Here is a 21990-nt window from a genome sequence, read left to right on the forward strand (position 1 = left end):
GGGCCCGGTGAAGAGAGCCTCCGACCTCTCAGTGGCCGCCGGAACCGAAAAGGTTGCCGCCCGTTTCGAAGAAATGCGCCGTCAGCGCAGATCGAGTCGCATCATGATCCGTGGATGGCCGGCGAGCACGGACGTCGTGTCGGCGACGTGCGCGAATCCGGCACGCTCGAAGTTCCTTCGGATACCGGCGTACGCCATCGTCAGATCGACCCGGGCGTCGCCGTTGTCCAGGGGGTATGCCTCGATCACCGGTGCGCCGTGCGAGCGGGCGAAGTCGACGGCTCCGGTGATGAGGGCGTGCGAGATCCCCTGCTTGCGATGGCCGGGGCGCACACGGACGCACCACAGCGACCACACCGGCAGGTCGTCGAGGTGGGGGATCTTCCGGTTGCGGGCGAAGGAGGTCTCCGAGCGCGGCGCCACAGCGGCCCAGCCGACGGGTTCGTCACCGTCGTAGGCGAGCACTCCCGGAGGGAGCCGTGCGCGGCACAGCCCGGCGACGTACTCTCCGCGGGCCGGCCCACGCAGCTCGTTGTTGAGCTTGGAGGGGATCCGGTAGCTCAGGCACCAGCAGACGTTCGCGGTGGGCGACTTCGGGCCGAGCACCGCACGGACGTCCTCGAAGACCGAAGCCGGGCGTACCTCGATGGGCATGGCCGCCACGATGTCACGGGGCCCGGGACATCGCCGGCACCGACGTGCGCGCCGGCCGCACGCGCAGGCGATTTATCCTGGCGTGGTGATCATGGCGCACTGGGAACTGCGGCCGGCGTCGACGGCCGACGTCGAGGCGATCGCCGAGCTGCGTGCCGTGGTGATGCGGCCTGACCTGGAGCGGCTCGGGCGCTACGACGAGCAGCGGGTACGGCAGCGGCTGCGGGACAGCTTCGTCCCCGAGTACGCCTGGGTCATCGAGGTGGGCGGTGCGTTCGCCGGTTGCGTGGCGCTGCGGCCGGCCGAGGACGCCCATTGGCTGGAACACTTCTTCGTGGCGCCGCACCTTCAGGGGAGCGGCGTCGGCTCGGGCGTGCTGCGGGAGTTGCTGGAGCGGTCCGACCGTGACGGCCTGCTGGTCCGGTTGAACGTGCTCCAGGGCAGCGCGGCCCGACGGCTGTACGAGCGGCACGGGTTCACCACCGAGTCGGAGGACCCGGTCGACGTGTTCATGGTGCGCAAGCCGGCATACGGCCTGAGCGGCGGTTGAGCACGCCAGGGTCGGCATGGCGGACGGGCGCGAGGACGACCGGACGGGCCGACTTCTCCCGCGAGGCACCGCACGTCGGCAACGGGGTCGATCGGTGCGTCGGCGCGGTTCATCCGCACGGTCGCCGGGTGCCGTGGTGGTGGGACGCAGGGGGCGAGAGGGCCGTCGAGGTAGGCGCGGAACAGGACCGACGGAGGCGTGGTGCGCGAGGAAAGTGACGGGCCCGGGGCCGTGGCCGCGCGGCTGACCGGGCGTGCGGTGGTGGCGCAGCGGCGGTTGACCGGTGTGGTCACCGAAGTCGCGCTGGACGGTGGGCCGGTGATCGTCAAGGAGGCCGGGAGCGCGAGGGCTGCGCGAGCCGAGGCCGCCGGGCTGGGATGGCTGGCCGCTGCGAGGGCGGTGCGGGTGCCGTTCGTGCACGGCCTTGACCGGCGGTGGCTGGTGACCGGTTGTGTCCCGGAGGGGTCGCCGAGTGCCGCGGCCGCGGTGCGGTTCGGCCGTGAACTCGCCGGGCTGCATGCCGCAGGTGCGCCGGCGTTCGGGGCACCACCGCCCGACGGTGATGCGGAGGCGTACATCGGGCTCGCCCCGATGCGGAATGTGCCGGGAAGCGACTGGTCCCGTTGGTACGCCGAACACCGGGTGCTGCCCTATCTTCGTCGGGCTGTCGACCGTGGCACCGTGCTGCGCGACGAGACGGTCGTGGTGGAGCGGGTCTGCGAGCGCCTGGCCGACCTCGCCGGGCCGCGCGAGGAACCTGCGCGGCTGCACGGGGATCTGTGGAGCGGCAATGTGCTGTGGGATACCGACGGCCATGTGTGGCTGATCGATCCGGCGGCCCACGGCGGGCATCGCGAAACCGACCTCGCCATGCTCCGGCTCTTCGGCTGCCCCCATCTCACGGAGCTGCTGGAGAGCTACCAGGACACCACGCCCCTCGCCCCCGGCTGGCAGCAGCGCGTCGGCCTGCACCAGCTCTTCCCGCTCCTGGTCCACGCCGTACTCTTCGGCCGCTCCTACGCCGAACAGGCCCTCGGCACGGCACGCAAGCTCCTGTCCGAAGCCGGCCACTGAGCAGTTGGCGTGCCTTACGGTGGGGCGCCGTGAGAGTGCTGATCATCGGAAACGGCGGATCCGCGCATACGCGCAGGGTGCACAAACTTGCGACGGCACCGACGACGGCATCCTGTTCACCGACGAGGGTAGGTTCCCCGGGTGACAACGGTCCCCTCCCCCACCAGGCTGATCGTGCTGCGCGGGAACAGTGCGAGCGGCAAGAGTTCGGTGGCCGCCGGGCTGCGCGAGCGCTACGGCAGAGGCATCGCCCTGGTCAGTCAGGACACCCTGCGCCGCGATGTGCTGCGCGAGCGTGACGTCCCCGGCGCCGCGAACATCGGCCTGATCGACCTGACCGTGCGGCACGCCCTGGAACACGGCTTTCACACGGTGCTGGAAGGCATCCTGTACGTCGCCCACTACGGCGACATGCTCGCCGGGCTCCTCGCCGACTACGGTGGCCGCGCCCACTGCTACTACCTGGACGTCCCCTTCGAGGAGACCCTGTCCCGGCACGCCACCAAGCCCATCGCCGACACCGTCGGCAAGGACGAACTCCGTTCGTGGTACCGGCCGTTGGACCTGCTGCCCGGCGGTGTCGAGACGGTGATCCCGGCGAGCAGCACGCTGGACGCGACGGTCGGGCAGGTGATGAATGCCCTCGGCGTCAGGGGTGCGCCTCCGACGACGCGGTGAGGCCGCGGTGAGGCCGCGAAGTGAACTCGGTGACACTCTGTAGCCGCCGCGGCGCGCAATTAGACATCCTGTCAAATTACCGAACCGTAACCTGCGCAGTGCTACCACGAGTAACTTACTCGTAGGTAAGGTCCTGGCGAACCACTTCAGTGCGGCATGGACCGGCCCGTGGGACGGCCGCGTTCCCGTGCCGGTTTCACCTGTGCACCTCTCTGCCAGCCGCTTCCACAGGAGGTTCGCCATGCCCGCACGCAGCCGGCTCATGGCCGCAGCCGTCACCGCTGCCGCCTGCCTCGGCGCCCAGTCCCTCTCGGTCACCGCCGCCATGGCAGCGGACGAGGTCGTCTCCCGAGGCGTCACCATCCCGGCGTTCTACAACCCGCCCACCACCCTGCCCGCCGCCAACGGCACCCTCATCCGCACCGAGCCACTGCCACTGGCCCTCAGCCTGCCCGGCCTGGACGGACCGCTCCCCGGCACCGCGACCCGCCTGATGTACAAGTCCACCGACTCGAACGGCCGACCGGTGGCCGTCACCGGCGCCTACATCGAACCCGCCGCGGCGTGGAAGGGCGACGGACCACGCCCCCTGGTCGCGGTCGCACCCGGCACCATGGGACAGGGCGACCAGTGCGCAGCGTCCATGGGCCTGGAGCACCCGCTGAGTCTCAACGGCCAGACGGTGTCCGTCGGTTACGAGGATCTGGCGATCTACCGCCTCCTCGCGAAGGGCATCGCCGTGGTCGTCACCGACTACGCCGGCCTCGGCGCGACCGACCGGCTGCACACCTACGTCAACCGGGTCGACGAGGGCCACGCGGTGCTGGACGCCGTCCGCGCCGCCCGCTCGGTCGGCGGGGCCTCCATCACCTCCGCCTCCCGAGTGGGGCTGTTCGGATACAGCCAGGGTGGCGGAGCCACCGCCTCGGCGGCCGAACTCCAGTCCTCCTACGCCCCGGACGTCACGCTCGCCGGGACCTACGCGGGCGCGCCGCCCGCCAATCTGACCTCGGTCACCAAGGCCATCGACGGCAGCGAACTCGCCGGCGCGCTGGGCTGGTCGCTCAACGGATTCCTCCAGTCCGACCCGTCCCTGAAGCCCATCGCCGAGGCTCACCTCAACGCGGCGGGCAAGACGGCCCTCACCGACCTGTCGACCATGTGCGTCGGGGACGCCCTCTTCGGCTATGGCTACGCGAAGAGCACCAAGTGGACGACCGACGGCCGGTCCATCAGCGACATCATCGCCGCGACGCCCGTGCTGCAGGCGTTCCTGGACAGCCAGCGCATCGGGGCGCTCAAACCGTCCGGCCCCGTGCGACTGGCGACAGGCGTCAGCGACAACCTCGTCCCGCACCAACAGGCGCGCCAACTCGCCGTCGACTGGTGCAAGAAGGGCGCCGACGTCACGTACAAGGGCGTCGTCCTGCCCGATGTCGGCAGCGCGCTGCTCAACCACTTCGCCCCACTGCTCACCGACCAGGGCGACGCCATCGCCTGGCTGACCGACCGGCTGTCGGGCAAGAAGGCCGCCTCCAACTGCTGGACCATGCCCGCACAGCTCTGACCGGCCGACAGAACTCAGGCCGGCTGCAGATAGCGGGCCAGCAGGTCGTCCAACGTCACCATGCCCGTGAGACTGCCCGTCTCGTCCCGGACGACCGCGAGGGAGGCACGGTTGCGGCGCAGGAGCTCGATCGCGTCGGCGACCGTGGTCTCCTGCGTCACCTCCGGTACCGGGCGGGCCAGAGCGCGGGCGGTGGCGGTCCTGGATCGGGCCCGGGCCACCAGCGCGTCGCGGGCATGGACGGAGCCGAGGACGCTGCCCTCGTCCCGCACCAGCAGGCGCGTGCGGTCATGGGCGGTGGCCAGGCGCAGGATGTCGTCGATGCCCGCGTCACCACCGACCGAGGTGATCTCCCCGGCCGGGATCTGGAGTTCTCCGACAGGCGTCTCGGGCTCGACGAGCGAGCGGGTGAGCAGCTCCGAGTCGCTCTCGCTGATCAGGCCGAGGCGTTCGGACTCCTCGACCAGGTGGGTGAGCTGTTCGCGGTTGTGGACCGAGGCGAGTTCGTCGCGCGGGGTGACCCGGCACAGCCGTACGAGCGCGTTGCTCATCCGGTTGAGGACGGCGATCAGCGGGCGGACCGCCTTCACCACGGCACGGAAGGGCGGGGCGAGGAGCATCGCGGAGCGTTCCGGGTGGGCGATGGCCCAGGACTTGGGGGCCATCTCGCCGAGCACCATGTGCAGGAACACCACGACGACCATGGCGAAGACGAACGCGATGCCGTAGCTGAGGGCACTGGGCAGGCCCACATCGTGCAGGAGCGGGTCGAGTTCGTGGGAGATGGCCGGCTTGGAGACCGAGCCGAGGCCCAGGGTGCAGACGGTGATGCCGAGTTGGGCGCCGGCCAGCATCAGCGACAGTTCCCGCATGCCGGCCAGGGCCGCCTTGGCGCCGCGCTGTCCCTGCGCGACGGCCTTCTCCACACGGTGCCGTTTGGCGGCGACCAGGGCGAACTCGGCGGCGACGAAGAATCCGCTGCCGATCAGCAGCAGCACGGTGACGAAGAGCGCCATCGGGAAGCTCATGACTGCTCCGCCTCGACCTTCTGGATCCGGGCTCGGTCCGGCACATGCCGGTCGAGTGTGCGTACGTCGATCAACGCGCGGCCTCCGTCGCGGAGTTCGACGGTGAGCCGGTCACCGATGGCCGGGAAGCGGCCCAGGCGGTCCACGATCAGGCCGGCCACGGTGTCGTAGTCGTCCTCCTCGGGCAGTTCGACGCCGGTGGCGTCGGCGATCTCGTCGAGGCGGCGGCCGGCGTCCACCAGCCAGCCCTCGCCGTCGGGGACGGCGACCTCGATGACGGTGTCGGTCTCGTCGGCGATGTCTCCGACCAGTTCCTCCGCGATGTCCTCGTAGGTGACGATGCCGGCGACACCGCCGTGCTCGTCCAGGACGACCGCGAACTCGTCGTCCCGCCGGCGCATCTGCTCGACGGCGTCCGGCAGCGGGAGGGTGTCGGGCAGCAGCAGCGGGCGGCGGGCCAGCGCGCCCGCGGTGGTGGCGGCCAGGGTCGCGGCGGGCAGGCGCATCAGCTCGCGTACGCCGACGACGCCGGGGACGTCGTCGGGGTGGTCGCCGAGGACGGGGTAGGTGGAGTGGCCGTGCTTGGCGATCAGGTCGACGGCCTCGGCCGCGGTGGCGTCCTTGCGGACGAAGACGGCGTCCACGCGCGGGACCATCACCTCGTCGAGGGTGCGCTCGGAGAACTCCAGGGCGTGGTCGATGAGTTCGGCGGTCTCCCTGGGCAGTTCCCCCTGTTGGTGGGACTCGCCGATGAGGTGGCCGAGCTCCTCCAGGGTGGCGCCGTGGTGGAGTTCCTCGACGGGCTCGATGCCGGCCTTGCGCAGCAGCCGGTTGGCGGCGCCGTCGAAGATCCGCACGAGAGGGCCGACGACCTTGAGGTACGCCAGGGTGGAGGGGGCCAGGGACTTGGCCAGGCGCTCCGGAACGGCGATGGCGAGGTTCTTGGGGGCGAGCTCGCCCAGCACCATCTGGACGACGGTGGCCAGGACGAAGGCGAGGACGACGGAGATGCCGCCGACGGCGCCCTCGGGGATGCCGATTCCGGTCAGCGCGGGCTCGAGCAGTGCGGAGACGGACGGCTCGGCGATGAAGCCGACGACCAGTCCGGTGACAGTGATGCCGAGTTGGGCGCCGGACAGCATGAACGACAGCCGCTCCAGCACCGTCAGGGCGCGGGCGGCCTTCCGGTCACCCGCCTCGGCCTCACGGGCGAGGGCGAGCCGGTCCACGGAGACGTAGGCGAACTCCTGGGCCACGAAGTAGCCGGTGCCGGCGGTGAGGACGAAGACGGCCAGCAGGCCGAGCAGAGCGTTCACGGCACTCATCGAACACCACCTCGCCGCGTGCCGTGCTCAGGAGAATCCTGGCGGGGTGGTCGGGGACTGTGCCCCGGGGAGTCCGTCATGGTGGCGGACAAGCCTTGCTCCTTCAGTCGGTGTGCGGTGCGTGAACGAACGGGGCGGGAGTCGAGTTCCTTGCGGATCGGCGGAACTTATCGGTCCGGCCGCTAGTTTCTACGTTGCTGTAGATATTACGGGGAGCCGGATCGCCGCCGGAGCGGGCCGGGCCCCGACCGACCTTTTGGAGTAGTCATGGCCCTGTGGGACCGGTTCAAGGAATCCGCGACGACGATGCAGACCCAGCTCGTGGCGAAGAAGAACGACCTCAAGAGCGGCGCCTTCCGCGACGCGAGCATGGCGATGTGCGCGCTGGTCGCCGCCGCGGACGGCACTGTCGATCCCTCCGAGCGGCAGCGGGTGGCCCAGCTGATCGCCACCAACGAGGTGCTGCAGAACTTCGACGCCATGGACCTCCAGCGCCGCTTCGACGACAACATCAACAAGCTGACCACGGACTTCGCCTTCGGCAAGGTGAGCGTGCTCCAGGAGATCGGCAAGGCGAAGAAGAAGCCGGCCGAGGCGCGTGCCGTGGTGCAGATCGGCATCGTCATCGGCGGGGCCGACGGCGACTTCGACAAGAGCGAGCAGGCCGTCGTACGCGAGGCGTGTTTCGCGCTCGACCTGCCGCCGCACGAGTTCGACCTCTGAACGAGGACGGCACGCGCGGCGGCCCCTTCACAACGGCGTCGCCGCGCGCAGGATGACAATCATCGTCACGGCGGAGTTGGCGGACGACAGCGCGGAGAGCGCCGTACCCGCGGCGGCCGCCCAGGCCGCCATCCCGACCGCGGTGAACACCGAGGGCCAGCCGCGACCACCGGGAGCGGGCGCCAGCAGGGCCGCCACCCGCCGGGGCACCGGTCCGGGCAGGGCGAAGCCCGCGAGTGCCGGCACGGGAGTGCCGCGGGAGAGCAGCGCCGCCCTGCCGATCGCGCGTGCCACGCTGTGGCGGTCGCCTACGACCCGGGCCGCCTCCTCGTCCGCCCAGCGCTCCGTCGTGTAGACGACCGCCGTACGCAGCGGACGCAGAAAGGGGTTGGCGCGCGCCGCCAGCTGGGCGACGAGCAGGAACCGGTGGTGCCGGGCGGCCAGATGCACCCGCTCATGGGCGAACAGGGCGCGCCGCTCGGCGGGCCGGAGAGCGGACAGCAGGGCCGTGGTCACCACGATGCGGCCACGGGTCCCGCCGGGCAGGGCGTACGCGTACGGCTCACCGTCGGGCAGGATCGCGACCTCCGTGCCGGGCAGGCCGGCCAGCGCCCGATGGGCGCGCCGTCGTACCTGCGCGTGCCGCCACAGCGCCCGTCCGCACAGCACGGCGACGGCCAGCAGGGCCGGGATGGCGGCCTTGCCGGCCACCTCGTCGTAGGGGACGGCCTCGCGCACCTCGGGGTCGGACCAGCCGTCGGGCAGGGGGTTGCCCGGCAGCTGTGCCGTGCCGACCACCATCAGCAGCCCCAGACAGACCGTGCTGCACAGCGCCATCACTCCGGCCACGCCCGTCAGCAGGCGGGTGGCGATGCGTGGATGCAGACGCTGTTCGGCGAGCCGCGCGATCGGCCAGGCCGTCAAGGGCAGCACCAGCGGAAGGAAGACGAACACCCCCATGAGAAGTCAGTGGTCCCTTTCGCCCTCGGTCTCTTCGCCCACGTCGCTTCCGCCCTCCGCCTGCCCCAGCAGGTCGCGCAGAAGCTTCTCGTCATCCGGATCGAGTGAGGTGACGAAGCTGGCGAGGACCGCCTCGCGGTCGCTCTCGCCGTCCAGGAGCTTGCGCATCTTGTGGGCCGCCAGCCCGGCCTGGTCCGACACCGGAGTCCAGACGAAGGACCGGCCCGAGCGCTCGCGGGTCACCGCGGCCTTGGCCAGCAGCCGGGTCAGGATCGTGATCACCGTCGTATAGGCGAGGCCCGCGCCGAGCCTCTCCTGCACCCAGCCCGCCGTCGCCGGACCGTCGGCCTCGCGCAGGGCCGACAGAACCTGCGCCTCCAGCTCGCCCTGCCCCCGTCGCCGGGGCCTTCGGTGATCCGTCACGTCCTGTCTCCCTTCCGCTGCCACGCACGTCACAGGCGGTCCATGGTAAGGACACCGGCAGCTCCGCGCGGTCGGGCAGGGGTACGCTGCCCGCCTGGCCGAGATCGCCTCCGACTTCGGCGTCCCCATCTGATCCGGAGGGATCCCCATGTTCGGACTGAGCGAGCTCGCCATCCTCCTCATCGTCGTCATCGCCGTCCTGGCGGCGAAGAAGCTCCCCGAACTGACCCGCTCGGCGGGCAAGTCGGCGCGCATTCTCAAGGCCGAGAAAGATGCCGTGGACGACGGATCGGCCGAGGAGCGAACGAACCCCGAGGTGATTCAGGGCGAGATCGTCACGCCTCGTCCTCAGGACGACGGCACGGCCCGGTCATGAGAACAGGGTGTTCAGGTCCGGCTTCTTGTCGCCGAACAGGCCGTCCTTCTCGCTGAGTGCGGCCAGTTTCTCCAGGGAGGCCATGTCGACGTCGGCCGGCCAACTGGGAAGGATGAGGTTCTTCAGGACATCGCCGCTGATCTTCGTGTAGGTCGTGAGGGTCTGGCGGGCCTCGTCCGGGTGGGCGGACGCGTACTCGAGTGACTCCGTCATGGCTTCGGCGAACTTCTTCACCAGGTCCGGGTTCTGCTGCGCGAACTGTGTCGAGGTGAAGTACGTCGCCACGGTGAGCTTCGGATCCGTCTCGGCGAACGGTGAGGCCACGACGCGGGCGCCCTGCGCCTTGGCGACCGTCTGCGCGGGCTCGCCCATCCAGGCGGCGTCCACGCGGCCGTCGTCCACGGCGGCGGGCATCTGGTCGAAGGGGATCTCGACGAACTTGACCTTGGAGGGGTCGCCGCCGGCCTGGCGCACCGACTCGCGCACGGTGGTGTCGCCGATGTTCTGCAGGGTGTTCACGGCCACCGTCCGTCCGGCGAGGTCCTTGGCCGTCTTGACGGGGCTGTCCTTCTTCACCATCACGGCGGTGACGTCGCCGCCGACCTTGCCGTTGGAAGCCGCCCCATTGACCACGGACTTGACGGGAACTCCCTTGACCTGGGCGACCATCAGCGAGGTCGTGTTGCTGAACCCGAACTTGAACTGCCCGCTCACCACACCGGGGACGATCGCGGCACCGCCCTGGGCGGGGACCATCTCCAGCTTGATGCCACGGCTGCTGAAGAAGCCCTTCTCCTGCCCCAGATAGAGCGGGGCGACATCGACGATCGGGATGATGCCGACCTTGACCGTCGTGGTCTTGCCGCCTCCCGAGGATGACGAGTCACCGGCGTCCGAGTCCGAGGATCCGCATCCGGCCACGGCGACGAAGGTGATCAGCGCTGCGCCGAACCCGAGTATGCGCCTTCGCATGGGCTCCTCCTGGGGGAAGGGGTGGGGGAAGAGACCACGGCTGTCCTGGTGCGGCTCGACAGCCCGGCTTATTTGTGCATTTTCGCGACGGCCGCAATCTACACGCCACACTTCACACTGTCAGTACTCCGGACAAGGCTCCGTCCACGATGCGCGGTCACCGCCCGGACAGTACGGTGCTGGCATGGTCGGCGAGAAGGCGGAGAAACTGCCGCGCAAGGTGTACGAGAAGGAACTGCTGCGCCTTCAGACGGAGTTGGTGAAGCTGCAGGAGTGGGTGCGCGCCAATGGGACCCGGCTGGTCGTCGTCTTCGAGGGGCGGGACGCGGCGGGCAAGGGCGGCACCATCAAACGGGTCTCCGAGCATCTCAACCCGCGTGTGGCCCGGATCGCGGCACTGCCCAAGCCGACCGAGCGCGAGCGCGGTCAGTGGTACTTCCAGCGCTACGTCGAGCACCTGCCGGCCGCCGGCGAGATCGTGCTGTTCGACCGGTCCTGGTACAACCGGGCCGGGGTCGAACGCGTGATGGGCTTCTGCACCAAGGAGGAGCACCAGCTCTTCCTGCGCCAGTGCCCCGTCTTCGAGCGGATGCTCGTGGAGGACGGCATCCTGTTGCGCAAGTACTGGTTCTCGGTGAGCGACACCGAGCAACAGGAGCGCTTCCGGCGCCGGCTGGAGGATCCGCTGCGACGCTGGAAGCTGTCTCCGATGGACCTGGAGTCGATCACCCACTGGGAGGCCTACTCACGGGCCAAGGACGAGATGATGGTGCACACCGACATCAGCGAGTCCCCGTGGTACGTGGTGGAGAGCGACGACAAGCGCCGCGCCCGACTCAACACGATCGCCCATCTGCTGAGCTCGCTGCCGTACCACGAGGTGCCACCGCCGGTCCTGGAGCTGCCCGACCGCCCGGAGTCGACCGGCTATCAGCGCACGCCGCGCGATCTGCAGACCTACGTCCCCGATCACGCGGCAGGCCTGTGACGCACGCCGGGCGGGCTACGCCGTCGTCAGGGGCAGCGCGGTGAAAATGTGCCGCTCCCACAGCCGGCGTGAGGACTCCTCCGGGTAGGCGGTGACCGCGGGTTCGGTGTCGAGGAGCCGGACGAGGCGGCGCTCGGGATCGTAGGCGGGCCAGCCCGGGTCGCCCGTCGTGGCGAACGCGGTCCAGGAGGAGCGGATGTGGGCGGAGAGGCTCTCGGTCTCGGGCGAGGGGGTGGGCCCGATCAGCATGGCGCCCAGACCGTTGCCGTCGAACACGCCGAAGGTCAGGGGTACGTCCAGCCCGTGACAGGCGCCGAGTGCGCCGCCGTTCGCGGGGGCGGACCAGGTGAGGTCGTAGACGTGCGCCCGTCCGCCGCCGGCCACGTGCGCCTGGGCCAGCCGCAGTGAGGGCATGCGGAACAGCCAGTCGGACTGCACGAGTTCGAACAGGTACTCCGTGGAGGCGTCGGGGAAGGCCGCCCGGTAGGCCCGCTCGGCGTCCGGCGCCGGACCGAACAGGCCCAGGGCCAGTGCGGCCAGTTTCTCGTCCACCCGGCCGAGCAGCCCGCCGAGCAGGAGGAAGAGGCGGTACTCGTCCCTGTTGTGCCCGGCGATCAGCTCCACGTCACGGGCGGCGCCGTCCGCGAGGGCCTCCCAGGGTGCGGTGGGCAGGACCTCGCCGTCGACGACAGGCGAGAAGGGGGTGGGAGTGAGGGCGACGGCGCCCCAGCGGTGCAGGTATTCGCGCATACGGCCGGTCAGCGCGGCCCCCGCCTCGGGCAGCTTGCGCGGGTCCACCCCGGCGAGGTCGGCCACGGTGGGCCGCAGCCCGATCCCGGCGGCCAGGGTCTCCGCGATGTCGGCGGCCAGCGCGTCCGAGAAGTACGTGCCCGGCACGCTCTGCGCGATGGCCCGCCGGAACAGCCCCCGCGCCCCCGGCATCGCCATCAGCGCCGCGATGGACCCCGCACCCGCCGACTCACCGAAGACGGTGACCTGCTCCGGATCGCCTCCGAAGGCGGCGATGTTCTCGCGCACCCACTCCAGCGCCGCCACCTGGTCGAGCAGCCCGCGGTTCGCGGGAGCGCCCTCGATCCGCAGGAAGCCCTCGATGCCGACCCGGTAGTTCAGGGTGACCACGACGATCCCGCCCTCCCTCGAGAGGCGGCCGCCGTCGTAGGCGGGGTCGTCGGAGGAGCCGAACTTGTAGGCGCCGCCGTAGATCCACACCATCACCGGGCGGCGTGCCGCCGGGTCCGCCTCCGGGGTCCAGACGTTCACGGTGAGCCAGTCGTCACCGGCCGGAAGTGGCCCGGGAGCCTCGGGGCCGAACGGTTCCTGCGGAGGAGGCGGACCGAACGCGAAGGCCTCCCGTACGCCGTCCCAGCGCTCCACCGGCCGCGGAGCCGCGAAGCGGGCCTCACCCACGGGAGGCTGCGCGTACGGGATTCCGCGGAACACCGTCAGGGCACCCTCCCGACGACCGCGTACCGCGCCCGCCGCCGTAGCGGCCTCTGGATACTCGCTTCTGCTCATCGACGACTCCTCAGGGGATCAATGTTTTAGTGAAAACTAATCCACCTGACGAACGTAAGACACCCTCCGGGATCGACACGAGAGCTGCACCCAGGCCGGCCGCGCCCATGGCCTCCTTCGGGGCCGCCAGGTCCTGCGGGGGGCGGGGCAGCCCAGCGGATCGAAGTAGACCACCCGGAAGGGGTAGTGCTCGGTCTCGTGGGAGATCGGGGACGGAGGCGATGGCGGCCGACAGGAGCGGGGAGTCGGGCCAGGGCGTGCACGGGTCCTGGTTGCCGGGGAGGGCGTAGGCGCGTGGGTCGCCCATGGTCCCGCCCGCGTCACTCGTGCCGGTGGCCGCAGTGCAGGCGACCACGCGAGCCGAGCCCCGCGGGAGGCGGTGGAGCGGTTCAGTCGCCGGGACGGCTGACCGGCGTGGCCGGGAACGGGGTGCCCCAGGCCTCCTCCTGCAGTTGAAGTCCGTTGGCCAGGTGGCTGATCGTGCGGTACCAGCCGGTCAGTACGAGGAACTCGAGGAGCTGCTCGTCCTCGTAGTGGACGCGCAGGGCGTCCCAGGCGGGCTGCGAGAGGCGCGCGGTGTCGTGCAGTTCGTCGACGGCGGCGAGGAGCGCGGTGTGGCGGGGCAGCCAGGAGGTCGTCGCGGTGGGGTCGCTCTCCGTCGTCGCGCGGATCTGCTCCTCGGTGAGTCCCGCCTGCCGGGCCAGGGAGGCGGCGTGCACGCCCCATTCGTAGGCACAGCCGGCGCGTGCGGTGACGCGGGCGATGACGATCTCGCGGTCCGTCGCGGGGAGCAGTCCGTGGCCGAGGAGTCCGGAGCCCAGGACGAACATCCGGGAGGTCAGTTCCGGGTTGCGGTGCAGGACGCGGAACAGGGTGAGCGGCTCGTGCGGTACGTCCGGGGGCATCCAGCGGCGCAGTGACTGGTCGACGGCGGCGGAGTAGGGCGGGTGGAGCGGTTCCATGCGCGGCATACGGCACCCTCCTGCTTCGATTTTCGCATCAGTATGCTGCTTTCAAAACCGAAGCACAAGGAGTGGCCATGGAGTCAGACGCGGAGTCCGCCACGCCGCGGCCAGGTGTGCCGGTGCGCGGGTCCACGTCGGGACGCCCGGTCATGGCGGCACTGGATCTGCTCGGCCGACGCTGGGCGCTGCGCATCCTCTGGGAGTTGCACCAGAGCCCCGCGGGTTTCCGCGAGCTTCAGCGGCGGTGCGAGCGCATGTCCTCCAGCGTGCTCAGCACCCGCCTCGGCGAACTGACCGGGGCCCGTCTCCTCGACCTGCACGACGACGCGTATCGCCTCACCCCGCTCGGCGAGGATCTCGTCGACGCGCTGAGTCCGCTGAACGCGTGGAGTGCGCGGTGGGCGGGAGAGACAGAGGGCGACGCGGCGGGGTGAGAGCGGCAGTCGGCTTCCGCCGCCACCGGTCCCGTTCGCGCAGGCCACGAGCAGCGGCTTCGCGGAGCGATCGTCGACGGGACACTTCCGGGCTTCCCGCCGCGATGAGTTCCGGCCCCGGCGCGAGTCTGTTGGGGTGAGCGTCGAGGGACGTCGTACGACGCTGTCCGGGACGAGACACCACGGAGGACCTCATGACGACCACGCCCGGCCACGGGAGCAGTCACATCCCCGGCAAGCCGCCAGTCGTCGACCTCAAGACCTGGGAGGCGGCGCGTGAGGAGTTGCTGGTCCGCGAGAAGGCGCACACCCGTGAGGGGGACGCGATCGCCGCGGCCCGACGGCGGCTGCCGATGGTCGAGTTCGACGGGACGGTGGAGGTCGTCGGCGCCGACGGGGCGGTCCCGTTCCTCGATCTGTTCCAGGGGCGCGACGAGCTCGTGGTCTACAAGCACATGTGGTACGACGGCGCGCCGCACCAGGGTCAGTGCGAGGGCTGCACGACCACGGCCTGGCATCTGCGGGACGCCGTGTATCTCAACGCCCGCGACGTCTCGTTCGCGATCCTGACCACGGGACCGTGGGACGAGGTGGCCTCCTACGTCGAGTTCATGGGGTACACCCAGCCCTGGTACTCGGCGCGGGGCGTGGACGGGCCGGCCGGCGGGGACATGGGGTACCTCGCCGGCTTCCTGCGCGACGGCGACCGCGTGTTCCTCACCTACTCCACGACGGGCCGTGGCAACGAGCGGGTGAGCGCGGCCCTGGGGCTGCTCGACATGACGCCGTACGGCCGCGGCGAGACGTGGGAGGACAACCCGGAGGGGTGGCCCGAGGGGCGCGGCGCTTGCTGGTCCTGGCGCTCGGACGCGGACGGCAACCCCACCTGGGGCCCGACCGGTCGCCCCGTGCCGCAGTGGACCCGCCCCGGCGCGGTCCCCGTGGAGACCCTCGGCCGGCACGGGCACCACCACTGACGCACCCGCGTCACCGCACAGGCCGACCGGCGAGGGCGGCGCCCCCGCCGGTCGCTCAGGTGTCCGGTCAGGCGGTCGTGCAGGCGCTTCCGCTGAGGGTGAACGCGGTCGGGGCCGCGTTGGTCGCGCCCTTGGTACCGATGAAGCCGACGGTGACCGAGCCGGCGGCGGGAATGGTGGAGGTGTAGGAGGCGGGGGTGACGCTCACCGCGGCACCGGTCTGGGTGGGTGTGCCTCCCCACATGTTGGAGACGGTCTGGCCGTTGGCGAAGGAGAAGCCGAGGGTCCAGCCGTTGACGGCGGCCGTCCCGGTGTTGCGGATGGTGATCTCGCCCTGGAATCCGCCCTGCCACTCCCCGACGACGCGGTAGCCGACGGAGCATTTTCCGGCGGGTGTGGCGTCGGTCGTCACGTTCACCGTCGCCGAACGGGGGGAGCGGTTGCCGGCCGCGTCACGGGCGTAGACGGCGAAGGTGTACGCCGTTTGGGCCGTCAGGCCCGTGATCGTGACGGAGTTGGTGGTGGAGGCGGCGACCTTCGTCTCCGTGCCGCCGCTCACCCGCACGACGTCGTATCCGGCGACGCCCACGTTGTCGGTCGAGGCGGTCCAGGACAGGGTCGCGGAGCCGGCGGTCACCGCGGAGGCGGTGGGGGTGCCGGGGGTCGTCGGCGCCTGGGTGTCGCCCGGGTTGCCGCCGCCGTAGATCGTGGCTTCCTTCGACGTCTGGGCGATGCCGTTGACGCCGTTGAAGATGCGCTGGCCCCAGGCGCTCAACTGGCTGGGGTCGAAGCCGATCGACAGGTCGAGGATCGGGTCGGTGTTGCCGCTCCAGGACCAGGCGAGATAGCCGAGGTCGAGCTGCTCGGCGGTGGCCAGCATGGTGTCCTCGTCCGGGTCGCCCCACTGGTCGGCGGGGCCGCCGAACTCGCCGATGACGAGGGGGAGTTTCGCGGTGACGAAGGCGTTGAGGTAGTCGGTGATCTCCGCGGCCGTGTCGAAGACGCTGTACATGTGGATCGAGAAGATCAGGTTGCCGGTGGTGTCGGCGGCGTACACGGACTGGGCGTTGGCGCGCATGACGCCCTGCCAGTCCTGGCCCCAGTTGGGCGCGTCCACCATGATCGTGTGCTCGAAGCCGGCGGCGCGCAGCTTCTTGATCGCGGCGGTGGTGGGGGCGGTCCAGCCGGCGGGGTCGGTGTTGCCCCAGGGCTCGTTGCCGATGTTGATGATGATGTAGTTCTCTTGGCCCGCGAGCACGTTCTTGAGGCCGATCCAGTAGTCGGCCGCCTGGTCGAGGGTGCCGGCCGCGGCCTCCTCGCCGTATCCGGTGGTGTCGTGCACCTCCAGGACGCAGATGAGCTTGTTGGCCTTGCACTGACTGACAACGTTGGCAACGTCCGAGGCGCTGTTCGCGGTCCAGCGGTGACCGTCGGCGAGGACGACACGGACCGTGTTGGCGCCGAGCGCCTTCACGTCGGCCAGTGACTGCGTCTCGTTCGGGTACCAGGTGTGGGCGTGGTTGACGCCACGCATCACGAAGTCGTTGCCGTTGCCTTCGAGCAGCCTGCCGTTGCTGATGTGCAGGCCGGTGGCCTGCGTGCCCGGCGGTTCGGCCTGGGCGAGGGCCGCGGCGGGGCACAGGGCGCCTACGACGACGAGTCCGAGGAGGACGGTCACCAGGCGGGCCAACAGGCTCGTTCTTGTCGTGCTTCTTGTTCTTCTCACTGCGACTCCAGAGAGTGAGCGCCAAGAAACTCAGGCATGGGAGAGGGGTATGGGAGCGCTCCCATGTAGCCACCATGCCAAGTACACGTCAATAGAAAGCGCATACTCAGTTGTAACGGGCTCCACCTGTCGGCGGCTTCCGGGTGTGATCAGGAACAGCAACCGGTGTCGAGACGGCAGAAGCACGACGCCTCGATCGGTACGTCCGCCAGCGCGACGGCGATCTTCAGCTGCTGCGCCACGATCCGCGCCTCGCCCTGCTTGCCGAGCCGCACGAGGCACTCGTGGAACCCGTGCAGGGCCCACACGTTGCCCGGGTGCTGCACCGCGCGCGGCAGGGTGTCGTCGAGCCCGAGGTCGGCGCGGTAGACCGCCTCGGCCTCCGCGACGCGTCCCTGTTCCAGGAGCAGGGCGCCGTAGGCGTGCCGGGTGGGCTGCATCCACCCCCATGGCTCGTCGTAGGGAAGGGTGTCGTCGAGTTCGATGGACCGCTCCAGCGCGGCGAACGCGGCGTCGAAGTCGCCCTTGCGGTAGTCGAGTTCGCCGTCGAGCATCGCGGAGGCGATGGCGAGGATGTCGGCGCAGGTGTTGTTGAACAGCATGCGTGTCTCCGGAACCCGGGCCACCGCCTCGTGGAACAGGACGCGTTCGGCCTCGGCCTCGGCGATCCGGCCGGTGGCGGACAGGGCGACGCCACGGGCGTAGTGCAGCATCGCGGTCGTCACGCTGTACAGCTCCGGGTCGGCGGGCAGGGGCAGTCGGAGGATGTCGGCCCAGCGGCCGAAGCGGATCAGCACATGCACCCGCATGGCGAGGAAGCCCTCCAGCCAGTCGGCCATGGGCGGGCTCTGGACGCGCAGCAGCTCCTCCGGGACCGAGGCCTCCAGTTGGGCGGCGGTGTCCAGGGCGGTCCGGGACTGGCCGAGGAACATCGCGCCGTAGATCTTGAAGTGGTAGTTGTGCGACCGGTACAGGGTGTAGAAGTTCATGGCTCCGGCCCGGGCGTGGAACTTCTCGTCCGCGACGATCGCGGCACTGTTGTCGGACACGACCCGCCGGTAGTCGCCGCACAGGACGTCGAGGTGCGTGGGCATGTGCTGGAGATGACCGGCGTCGGGGACCAGCCCGCGCAGCCGGTCGGCGACGGGCAGCGCGGCCTCGGGCGTCGGGGACATCTCCATCAGGTGGATGTACAGGTGCAGCACACCCGGATGGTGTGCGCCGGCGTCCGTCGCGAGCGCGCGGTCGAGCACCGCCTTGGCCTCCAGGGTGCGGGAGCCTTCCGCCGGTTCACCGGTTCCGATGTTCCACAGCTGCCAAGGAGTCAGGTTCATCAGGGCGTCGGCGTACAGGGTGGCGATGTCCAGGTCGTCGGGGGCGAGTTCGTGGACGGCGCGCATGGCGTCGGCGTAGGGCACGTTCCACACCGAGCAGTCCTCGACGGCCTTCGCCTGCGGGTAGCGGGCGCGCAACGCGCCGATCAGAGCCCGCTCGACGGGCGTGGCACCGGCCTGCGCCTTCTCGTGCGCCAGCTCCACCGCGGCGTGGGTGCGCCCGACGGTCCGGACGAGGTCCTCCCCGTCGAAGAACTCCCACGGCTTGTTGTAGTTGGGCCCGAGCGCGTACGCGATGCCCCAGTACGCCATGGCGCAGTCGGGGTCGGCCCGGACCGCGGCCTCGAAGCAGGCGACGGCTTCCTCGTGGTGGAAGGCGTACGTCCACACAAGGCCGCGGTCGAACCACAGCTGGGCCTCGGGGGACGAGGTCGACACGGTACGGCCGTGAGTGCCGAGGTCGTAGTAGTCCATGCGGTACCCCCGAACACGAGCCGGTCTGAGGACGGTGACGTTACCGGGTGTTTTGTACCCGACACGCCGGAGAAGGGGGACCAACGACCAACCGGTGGAAGCGCATGCGGCACCCGCCGCGCGAAATTCCGTTGCACCCTCCCCCGGCCCCCAGCACTCTGGCCCTCATGTCCTACGTCCTGCGCCCGGCCCTGCTCGCCGACGCCCCCGCGATCACCGAACTGCTCAACACCGTCGACGAGATCGAGATCGGCAGGCGCGAGACCGACCTGCACACCGTCGAGGCGGATCTGAAGCGCCCCGACATCGACCTGGAGCGCGACTCCTGGCTGGCCTTCGACGGGGACCTGCTGGTGGCCTACGGGCTGCTGTGGGACGACTCCGGCGACGAGCGCGTCGACATCGACCACTACGTCCTCCCCGACCACCAGGCGGCCGGCGAACTGCTTCTGGACCCGATGCAGACCAGGGCCCTCGACAAGGCCCGGGCCAATGGCGCGGCGAAGGCCGTGGTCCATCTGCATCTCAACACGGAGCCCACGCTCGACACAGCGCTGATCAAGGCACGGGGCTGGCAGGTCGTACGCCGCTATCACGTGCTGCGACGCCCCCTGGACCCGGCGCGCGACCTCGCCCCCGAGCCGCCCGCGGGCGTACGGATACGCCCGTGCACGACGGACGCCGACCGTGAGCGCGTCCACCTCCTCTATCAGGCCGCTTTCGCCGAGCATTTCGACTTCCAGCCGCGCACGTACGAACAGTGGCTGCACGACGTCGACGCCGGGCTCCTCGACTGGTCGCTGGTGTGGATCGTCGGCACCGAGGAGACGGGGGACGCCGGTTTCCTGATCTCCCGGGACGACCGGGAGGCGATGGGGTGGATCCGCAGCATCGGAGTGCTGCGCGAGGCCCGTGGCCGGGGCCTGGGCGCACTGCTGCTGCGACAGGCCTTCGCCGCGTTCGCCGGGCGGGGACGGGACACCGTGGGGCTGGGCGTCGACACGGCCAACGCCACCGGCGCCCCCGAGCTGTACGGACGTAACGGAATGACACTTCACTTCGCCGTCGACACCTGGGAAGCGGTGCTGAGCTGAGCGGCGAGGGGAGCGGGTCCTCACCCAGGGCCTTCTACGACGACCTGGCCGCCGACTACCACCTGATGTTCCCCGACTGGGATGCGAGCATGGCGCGCCAGGCGGCGGTGCTCGACGCGCTCGTCGGACACCGGCTCGGAGCGGGGCCTCGGCGCGTCCTGGACTGTTCCTGCGGAATCGGCACGCAGGCGATCGGGCTGGCCCGAGCCGGACACCGGGTCGTCGGCAGCGATCTGAGTCCGCGTGCCGCCGCGCGTGCCGGGACCGAGGCGGCCGCGCGGGGCGTCGGGCTCGCGACGGCCGCCGGGGACATGCGCCGGCTGCCGTTCGCGTCCTCGGTCTTCGACGTCGTCGTCTGCGCCGACAACTCCCTCCCGCATCTGCTCTCCGCACCGGACCTCGCAGCGGCACTCGGCAGCATGCGGAGGGTGCTGCGCGACGGCGGACTGCTGCTGCTCACCCTCCGGGACTACGACGAGATCCGCCGGACCAGACCCCTCTCGACACCGCCCCAGGTCAGCCAGACCCCCGACGGCCCGGTGATCACGTTTCAGTTGTGGCACTGGCACGAGGACGGCGAGCGCTACGACCTGGAGCACTTCCAGCTCGTCCCCGCCGGGTCCGACTGGACGGTCCGGCGACGCCGGACCACCTACTGGGCGCTGTCCCGCCCGCAGTTGACGCAGCTCCTCGCCGAGGCGGGCTTCGCCGACATCGTCTGGCACGCGCCGGAGTCCACCGGGTACTACCAGCCCGTCGTGACGTGTCAGGAGCGGCGGGCCAGGACGTAGGCGCGGCGGGTCTCCACCTCGTGGGCGTAGTGGGTGCGTTGCAGGCTCATCTCCACGGCGAAGCCGGCCGTCTCCAGCTGCTCGGCGACCCGGCTCGGGTCGAGGAAGCGGAAGTCGACGTCCACGTCGTGCCCCCACCATTCGTCCAGGTGCCGGACCTCTTCGCCGATGTGGAAGGAGAGGAGCAGCAGGCCCGAGGGGCGCAGGACCCGCGCCATCTCCGCGAAGGCGCGCTGCAGTTCGGCAGGGTCGAGGTGGAGGATCGTGTAAAAGGCGATCACCGCACCGAACTCGGCCTCCTTCGCGGGCAGTTCCATCAGGTCACCCTCGCGGAACTCCACCTGCGGGAAGCGGCGCCCGCCCGCCGCGAGCATGCCCGGGGACAGGTCGATCCCGACCGTGCGCGCGCCCTTCTCGGCGAGCCAGGCCGCCACGTGTCCGGGACCGCAGCCCAGGTCACCGATCGGAGTGCCCGGTTCCGTCTGTTCCAGGAGGGCGGCGAGCAACGCCTTGTCCAGGGGCTTGTGGTCGAGTTCCGCGTGGAGGCGGGTCGCGTACTCCTCCGCCACGGTGTCGTAACTGCGGCGTACCGAGTCGTGGTGTGCGTGATCACCCATGCGGTCCAATATGCCATCACGGGTGTTCGACGCCGAGAAGGCTTGGTCGAGCGGTACTGGCGCGAGATCAGCGCGGGCCTCGACCGACAGGCCATCCCGGTACGGCACTTCGTCCTCCACGCCGACCAGGACACCCTGCGCGGGGGCATCGCGGGCGACACCGTCCTCGGCTCCGATTCCCCGTTCCGACTCCGCCACCTCGAGCCCTACGCCGAGGCGGCCCGCAGGTGGCTGCAGGCCGATCGCGGAGGCGGTGAAGGGCTGAGGGTCAGACCATGAGCCCGGCCGCCAGGGTCGCGCCCAGTTCCCAGCAGGCCTCGGTACCGGACTTGCCGGGCTCCCCGGTGACCGTCACCGCATCCGTCGCGCGGCGCCAGCCGAGGCCCGTGGTGATCGACTCGATGCCCCGCACCGCCCCGGTGACGTCACTGCCGCCGTGGACGTAGTAGCCGAAGGGCCGGCCCCGCGTCTCGTCCAGGCACGGGTAGTAGACCTGGTCGAAGAAGTGCTTGAGGGCGCCGGACATGTAGCCGAGGTTCGCCGGGGTGCCCAGCAGATACGCGTCGGCGTCCAGTACATCGGACGCGGTGGCCGCCAGCGCGGCCCGCCGGACGACCCGGACGTTCTCGATCTCCGGCGCCGTGGCACCGGACACGACAGCTTCCAGCATCGCCTGGCAGTTGGGCGAGGGGGTGTGATGCACGATCAGCAAAGTAGCCACACC

23 protein-coding genes and 1 pseudogene are annotated in these 21990 nt (G+C 70.5%); 12 read left to right on the top strand and 12 right to left on the bottom strand.

The window, feature by feature from the left end:
- Window positions 1-81: 81 nt before the first annotated feature.
- Window positions 82-654, bottom strand: a complete 573-nt coding sequence (locus tag ACIOHP_RS44150; RefSeq protein ID WP_361558057.1) for a GNAT family N-acetyltransferase — start codon at window positions 652-654, stop codon at window positions 82-84.
- A 91-nt stretch (window positions 655-745) separates the two neighbouring features.
- Between ACIOHP_RS44150 and ACIOHP_RS44155 the strand changes: the two genes are divergently transcribed.
- From ACIOHP_RS44155 to ACIOHP_RS44170, 4 genes are all read left to right on the top strand, one after another.
- Window positions 746-1204: a GNAT family N-acetyltransferase gene (locus ACIOHP_RS44155; protein ID WP_401896626.1), complete on the top strand. Its 459-nt coding sequence runs from the start codon at window positions 746-748 to the stop codon at window positions 1202-1204.
- A gap of 198 nt (window positions 1205-1402) precedes the next feature.
- Complete coding sequence (locus tag ACIOHP_RS44160; protein WP_401896570.1) at window positions 1403-2278, top strand: fructosamine kinase family protein; 876 nt, start codon at window positions 1403-1405, stop codon at window positions 2276-2278.
- Window positions 2279-2419: 141 nt separating this feature from the next.
- Window positions 2420-2956, top strand: coding sequence for an AAA family ATPase (locus ACIOHP_RS44165; RefSeq protein WP_401896573.1), 537 nt, complete (start codon window positions 2420-2422; stop codon window positions 2954-2956).
- A gap of 241 nt (window positions 2957-3197) precedes the next feature.
- Window positions 3198-4523, top strand: a complete 1326-nt coding sequence (locus ACIOHP_RS44170) for a lipase family protein (RefSeq protein WP_401896576.1) — start codon at window positions 3198-3200, stop codon at window positions 4521-4523.
- 14 nt (window positions 4524-4537) lie between these two features.
- On the opposite strand, the gene ACIOHP_RS44175 is transcribed toward ACIOHP_RS44170, so the two are convergent.
- Both ACIOHP_RS44175 and ACIOHP_RS44180 read right to left on the bottom strand, forming a co-directional pair.
- Entirely contained in the window at window positions 4538-5551 is a 1014-nt protein-coding gene (locus tag ACIOHP_RS44175; protein ID WP_361558045.1) for a hemolysin family protein, read from the bottom strand.
- Window positions 5548-6876 carry a hemolysin family protein gene (locus ACIOHP_RS44180; protein ID WP_401896578.1) on the bottom strand — a complete coding sequence of 443 codons (1329 nt, stop codon included), beginning with the start codon at window positions 6874-6876 and terminating at the stop codon, window positions 5548-5550. Before ACIOHP_RS44180 ends, ACIOHP_RS44175 begins: the two co-directional genes overlap by 4 nt.
- Window positions 6877-7143: 267 nt before the next feature.
- Between ACIOHP_RS44180 and ACIOHP_RS44185 the strand changes: the two genes are divergently transcribed.
- Entirely contained in the window at window positions 7144-7599 is a 456-nt protein-coding gene (locus ACIOHP_RS44185) for a tellurite resistance TerB family protein (protein WP_401896580.1), read from the top strand.
- A 27-nt stretch (window positions 7600-7626) separates the two neighbouring features.
- On the opposite strand, the gene ACIOHP_RS44190 is transcribed toward ACIOHP_RS44185, so the two are convergent.
- On the bottom strand, window positions 7627-8559 hold the full coding sequence (locus tag ACIOHP_RS44190) for a M56 family metallopeptidase (RefSeq protein ID WP_401896582.1): 933 nt from the start codon (window positions 8557-8559) through the stop codon (window positions 7627-7629).
- A 6-nt stretch (window positions 8560-8565) separates the two neighbouring features.
- Window positions 8566-8982, bottom strand: coding sequence for a BlaI/MecI/CopY family transcriptional regulator (locus ACIOHP_RS44195; RefSeq protein WP_361489645.1), 417 nt, complete (start codon window positions 8980-8982; stop codon window positions 8566-8568).
- A 148-nt stretch (window positions 8983-9130) separates the two neighbouring features.
- Between ACIOHP_RS44195 and ACIOHP_RS44200 the strand changes: the two genes are divergently transcribed.
- Window positions 9131-9358, top strand: coding sequence for a twin-arginine translocase TatA/TatE family subunit (locus ACIOHP_RS44200; RefSeq protein ID WP_361558031.1), 228 nt, complete (start codon window positions 9131-9133; stop codon window positions 9356-9358).
- Here ACIOHP_RS44200 and ACIOHP_RS44205 read toward each other — a convergent pair.
- Window positions 9353-10330 (bottom strand): ABC transporter substrate-binding protein, encoded by a 978-nt coding sequence (locus tag ACIOHP_RS44205; protein WP_361558028.1) that lies wholly within the window; start codon window positions 10328-10330, stop codon window positions 9353-9355. The genes ACIOHP_RS44200 and ACIOHP_RS44205 overlap by 6 nt on opposite strands.
- Window positions 10331-10514: 184 nt before the next feature.
- Between ACIOHP_RS44205 and ppk2 the strand changes: the two genes are divergently transcribed.
- Entirely contained in the window at window positions 10515-11318 is an 804-nt protein-coding gene (ppk2, locus tag ACIOHP_RS44210) for a polyphosphate kinase 2 (protein WP_361558025.1), read from the top strand.
- A gap of 15 nt (window positions 11319-11333) precedes the next feature.
- Here the strand turns inward: ppk2 and ACIOHP_RS44215 are convergent, their stop codons facing one another.
- Both ACIOHP_RS44215 and ACIOHP_RS44220 read right to left on the bottom strand, forming a co-directional pair.
- On the bottom strand, window positions 11334-12854 hold the full coding sequence (locus ACIOHP_RS44215) for a carboxylesterase/lipase family protein (RefSeq protein WP_401896587.1): 1521 nt from the start codon (window positions 12852-12854) through the stop codon (window positions 11334-11336).
- 389 nt (window positions 12855-13243) lie between these two features.
- Window positions 13244-13825 (bottom strand): carboxymuconolactone decarboxylase family protein, encoded by a 582-nt coding sequence (locus tag ACIOHP_RS44220; RefSeq protein ID WP_401896589.1) that lies wholly within the window; start codon window positions 13823-13825, stop codon window positions 13244-13246.
- Window positions 13826-13968: 143 nt separating this feature from the next.
- On the opposite strand from ACIOHP_RS44220, the gene ACIOHP_RS44225 reads away from it, so the two are divergent.
- Window positions 13969-14253, top strand: a complete 285-nt coding sequence (locus tag ACIOHP_RS44225) for a winged helix-turn-helix transcriptional regulator (RefSeq protein WP_401896629.1) — start codon at window positions 13969-13971, stop codon at window positions 14251-14253.
- 194 nt (window positions 14254-14447) lie between these two features.
- Complete coding sequence (locus tag ACIOHP_RS44230) at window positions 14448-15230, top strand: DUF899 family protein (protein WP_401896591.1); 783 nt, start codon at window positions 14448-14450, stop codon at window positions 15228-15230.
- Between the two features lie 67 nt (window positions 15231-15297).
- Here ACIOHP_RS44230 and ACIOHP_RS44235 read toward each other — a convergent pair whose 3' ends face one another.
- Window positions 15298-16956 carry a cellulase family glycosylhydrolase gene (locus tag ACIOHP_RS44235; protein WP_401896593.1) on the bottom strand — a complete coding sequence of 553 codons (1659 nt, stop codon included), beginning with the start codon at window positions 16954-16956 and terminating at the stop codon, window positions 15298-15300.
- Between the two features lie 149 nt (window positions 16957-17105).
- On the bottom strand, window positions 17106-18764 hold the full coding sequence (locus ACIOHP_RS44240) for a hypothetical protein (RefSeq protein ID WP_401896595.1): 1659 nt from the start codon (window positions 18762-18764) through the stop codon (window positions 17106-17108).
- Between the two features lie 167 nt (window positions 18765-18931).
- On the opposite strand from ACIOHP_RS44240, the gene ACIOHP_RS44245 reads away from it, so the two are divergent.
- Entirely contained in the window at window positions 18932-19858 is a 927-nt protein-coding gene (locus ACIOHP_RS44245; protein ID WP_401896597.1) for a GNAT family N-acetyltransferase, read from the top strand.
- Between the two features lie 65 nt (window positions 19859-19923).
- Complete coding sequence (locus tag ACIOHP_RS44250) at window positions 19924-20649, top strand: class I SAM-dependent methyltransferase (RefSeq protein WP_401896600.1); 726 nt, start codon at window positions 19924-19926, stop codon at window positions 20647-20649.
- Here the strand turns inward: ACIOHP_RS44250 and ACIOHP_RS44255 are convergent.
- Window positions 20625-21266 carry a class I SAM-dependent methyltransferase gene (locus ACIOHP_RS44255; protein WP_401896602.1) on the bottom strand — a complete coding sequence of 214 codons (642 nt, stop codon included), beginning with the start codon at window positions 21264-21266 and terminating at the stop codon, window positions 20625-20627. The two genes, ACIOHP_RS44250 and ACIOHP_RS44255, sit on opposite strands and share 25 nt — an antisense overlap.
- Window positions 21267-21308: 42 nt before the next feature.
- Here ACIOHP_RS44255 and ACIOHP_RS44260 point away from each other — a divergent pair.
- A pseudogene (locus tag ACIOHP_RS44260) lies at window positions 21309-21545 on the top strand (ATP-binding protein); the annotation flags it as partial.
- Here ACIOHP_RS44260 and ACIOHP_RS44265 read toward each other — a convergent pair.
- On the bottom strand, window positions 21535-21987 hold the full coding sequence (locus ACIOHP_RS44265) for a flavodoxin family protein (RefSeq protein WP_401896604.1): 453 nt from the start codon (window positions 21985-21987) through the stop codon (window positions 21535-21537). The pseudogene ACIOHP_RS44260 and the gene ACIOHP_RS44265 overlap by 11 nt on opposite strands.
- Between the last annotated feature and the right edge of the window lie 3 nt (window positions 21988-21990).

It is taken from the genome of Streptomyces sp. NPDC087859, from assembly GCF_044742595.1.
GTDB lineage: Bacteria > Actinomycetota > Actinomycetes > Streptomycetales > Streptomycetaceae > Streptomyces > Streptomyces canus_F.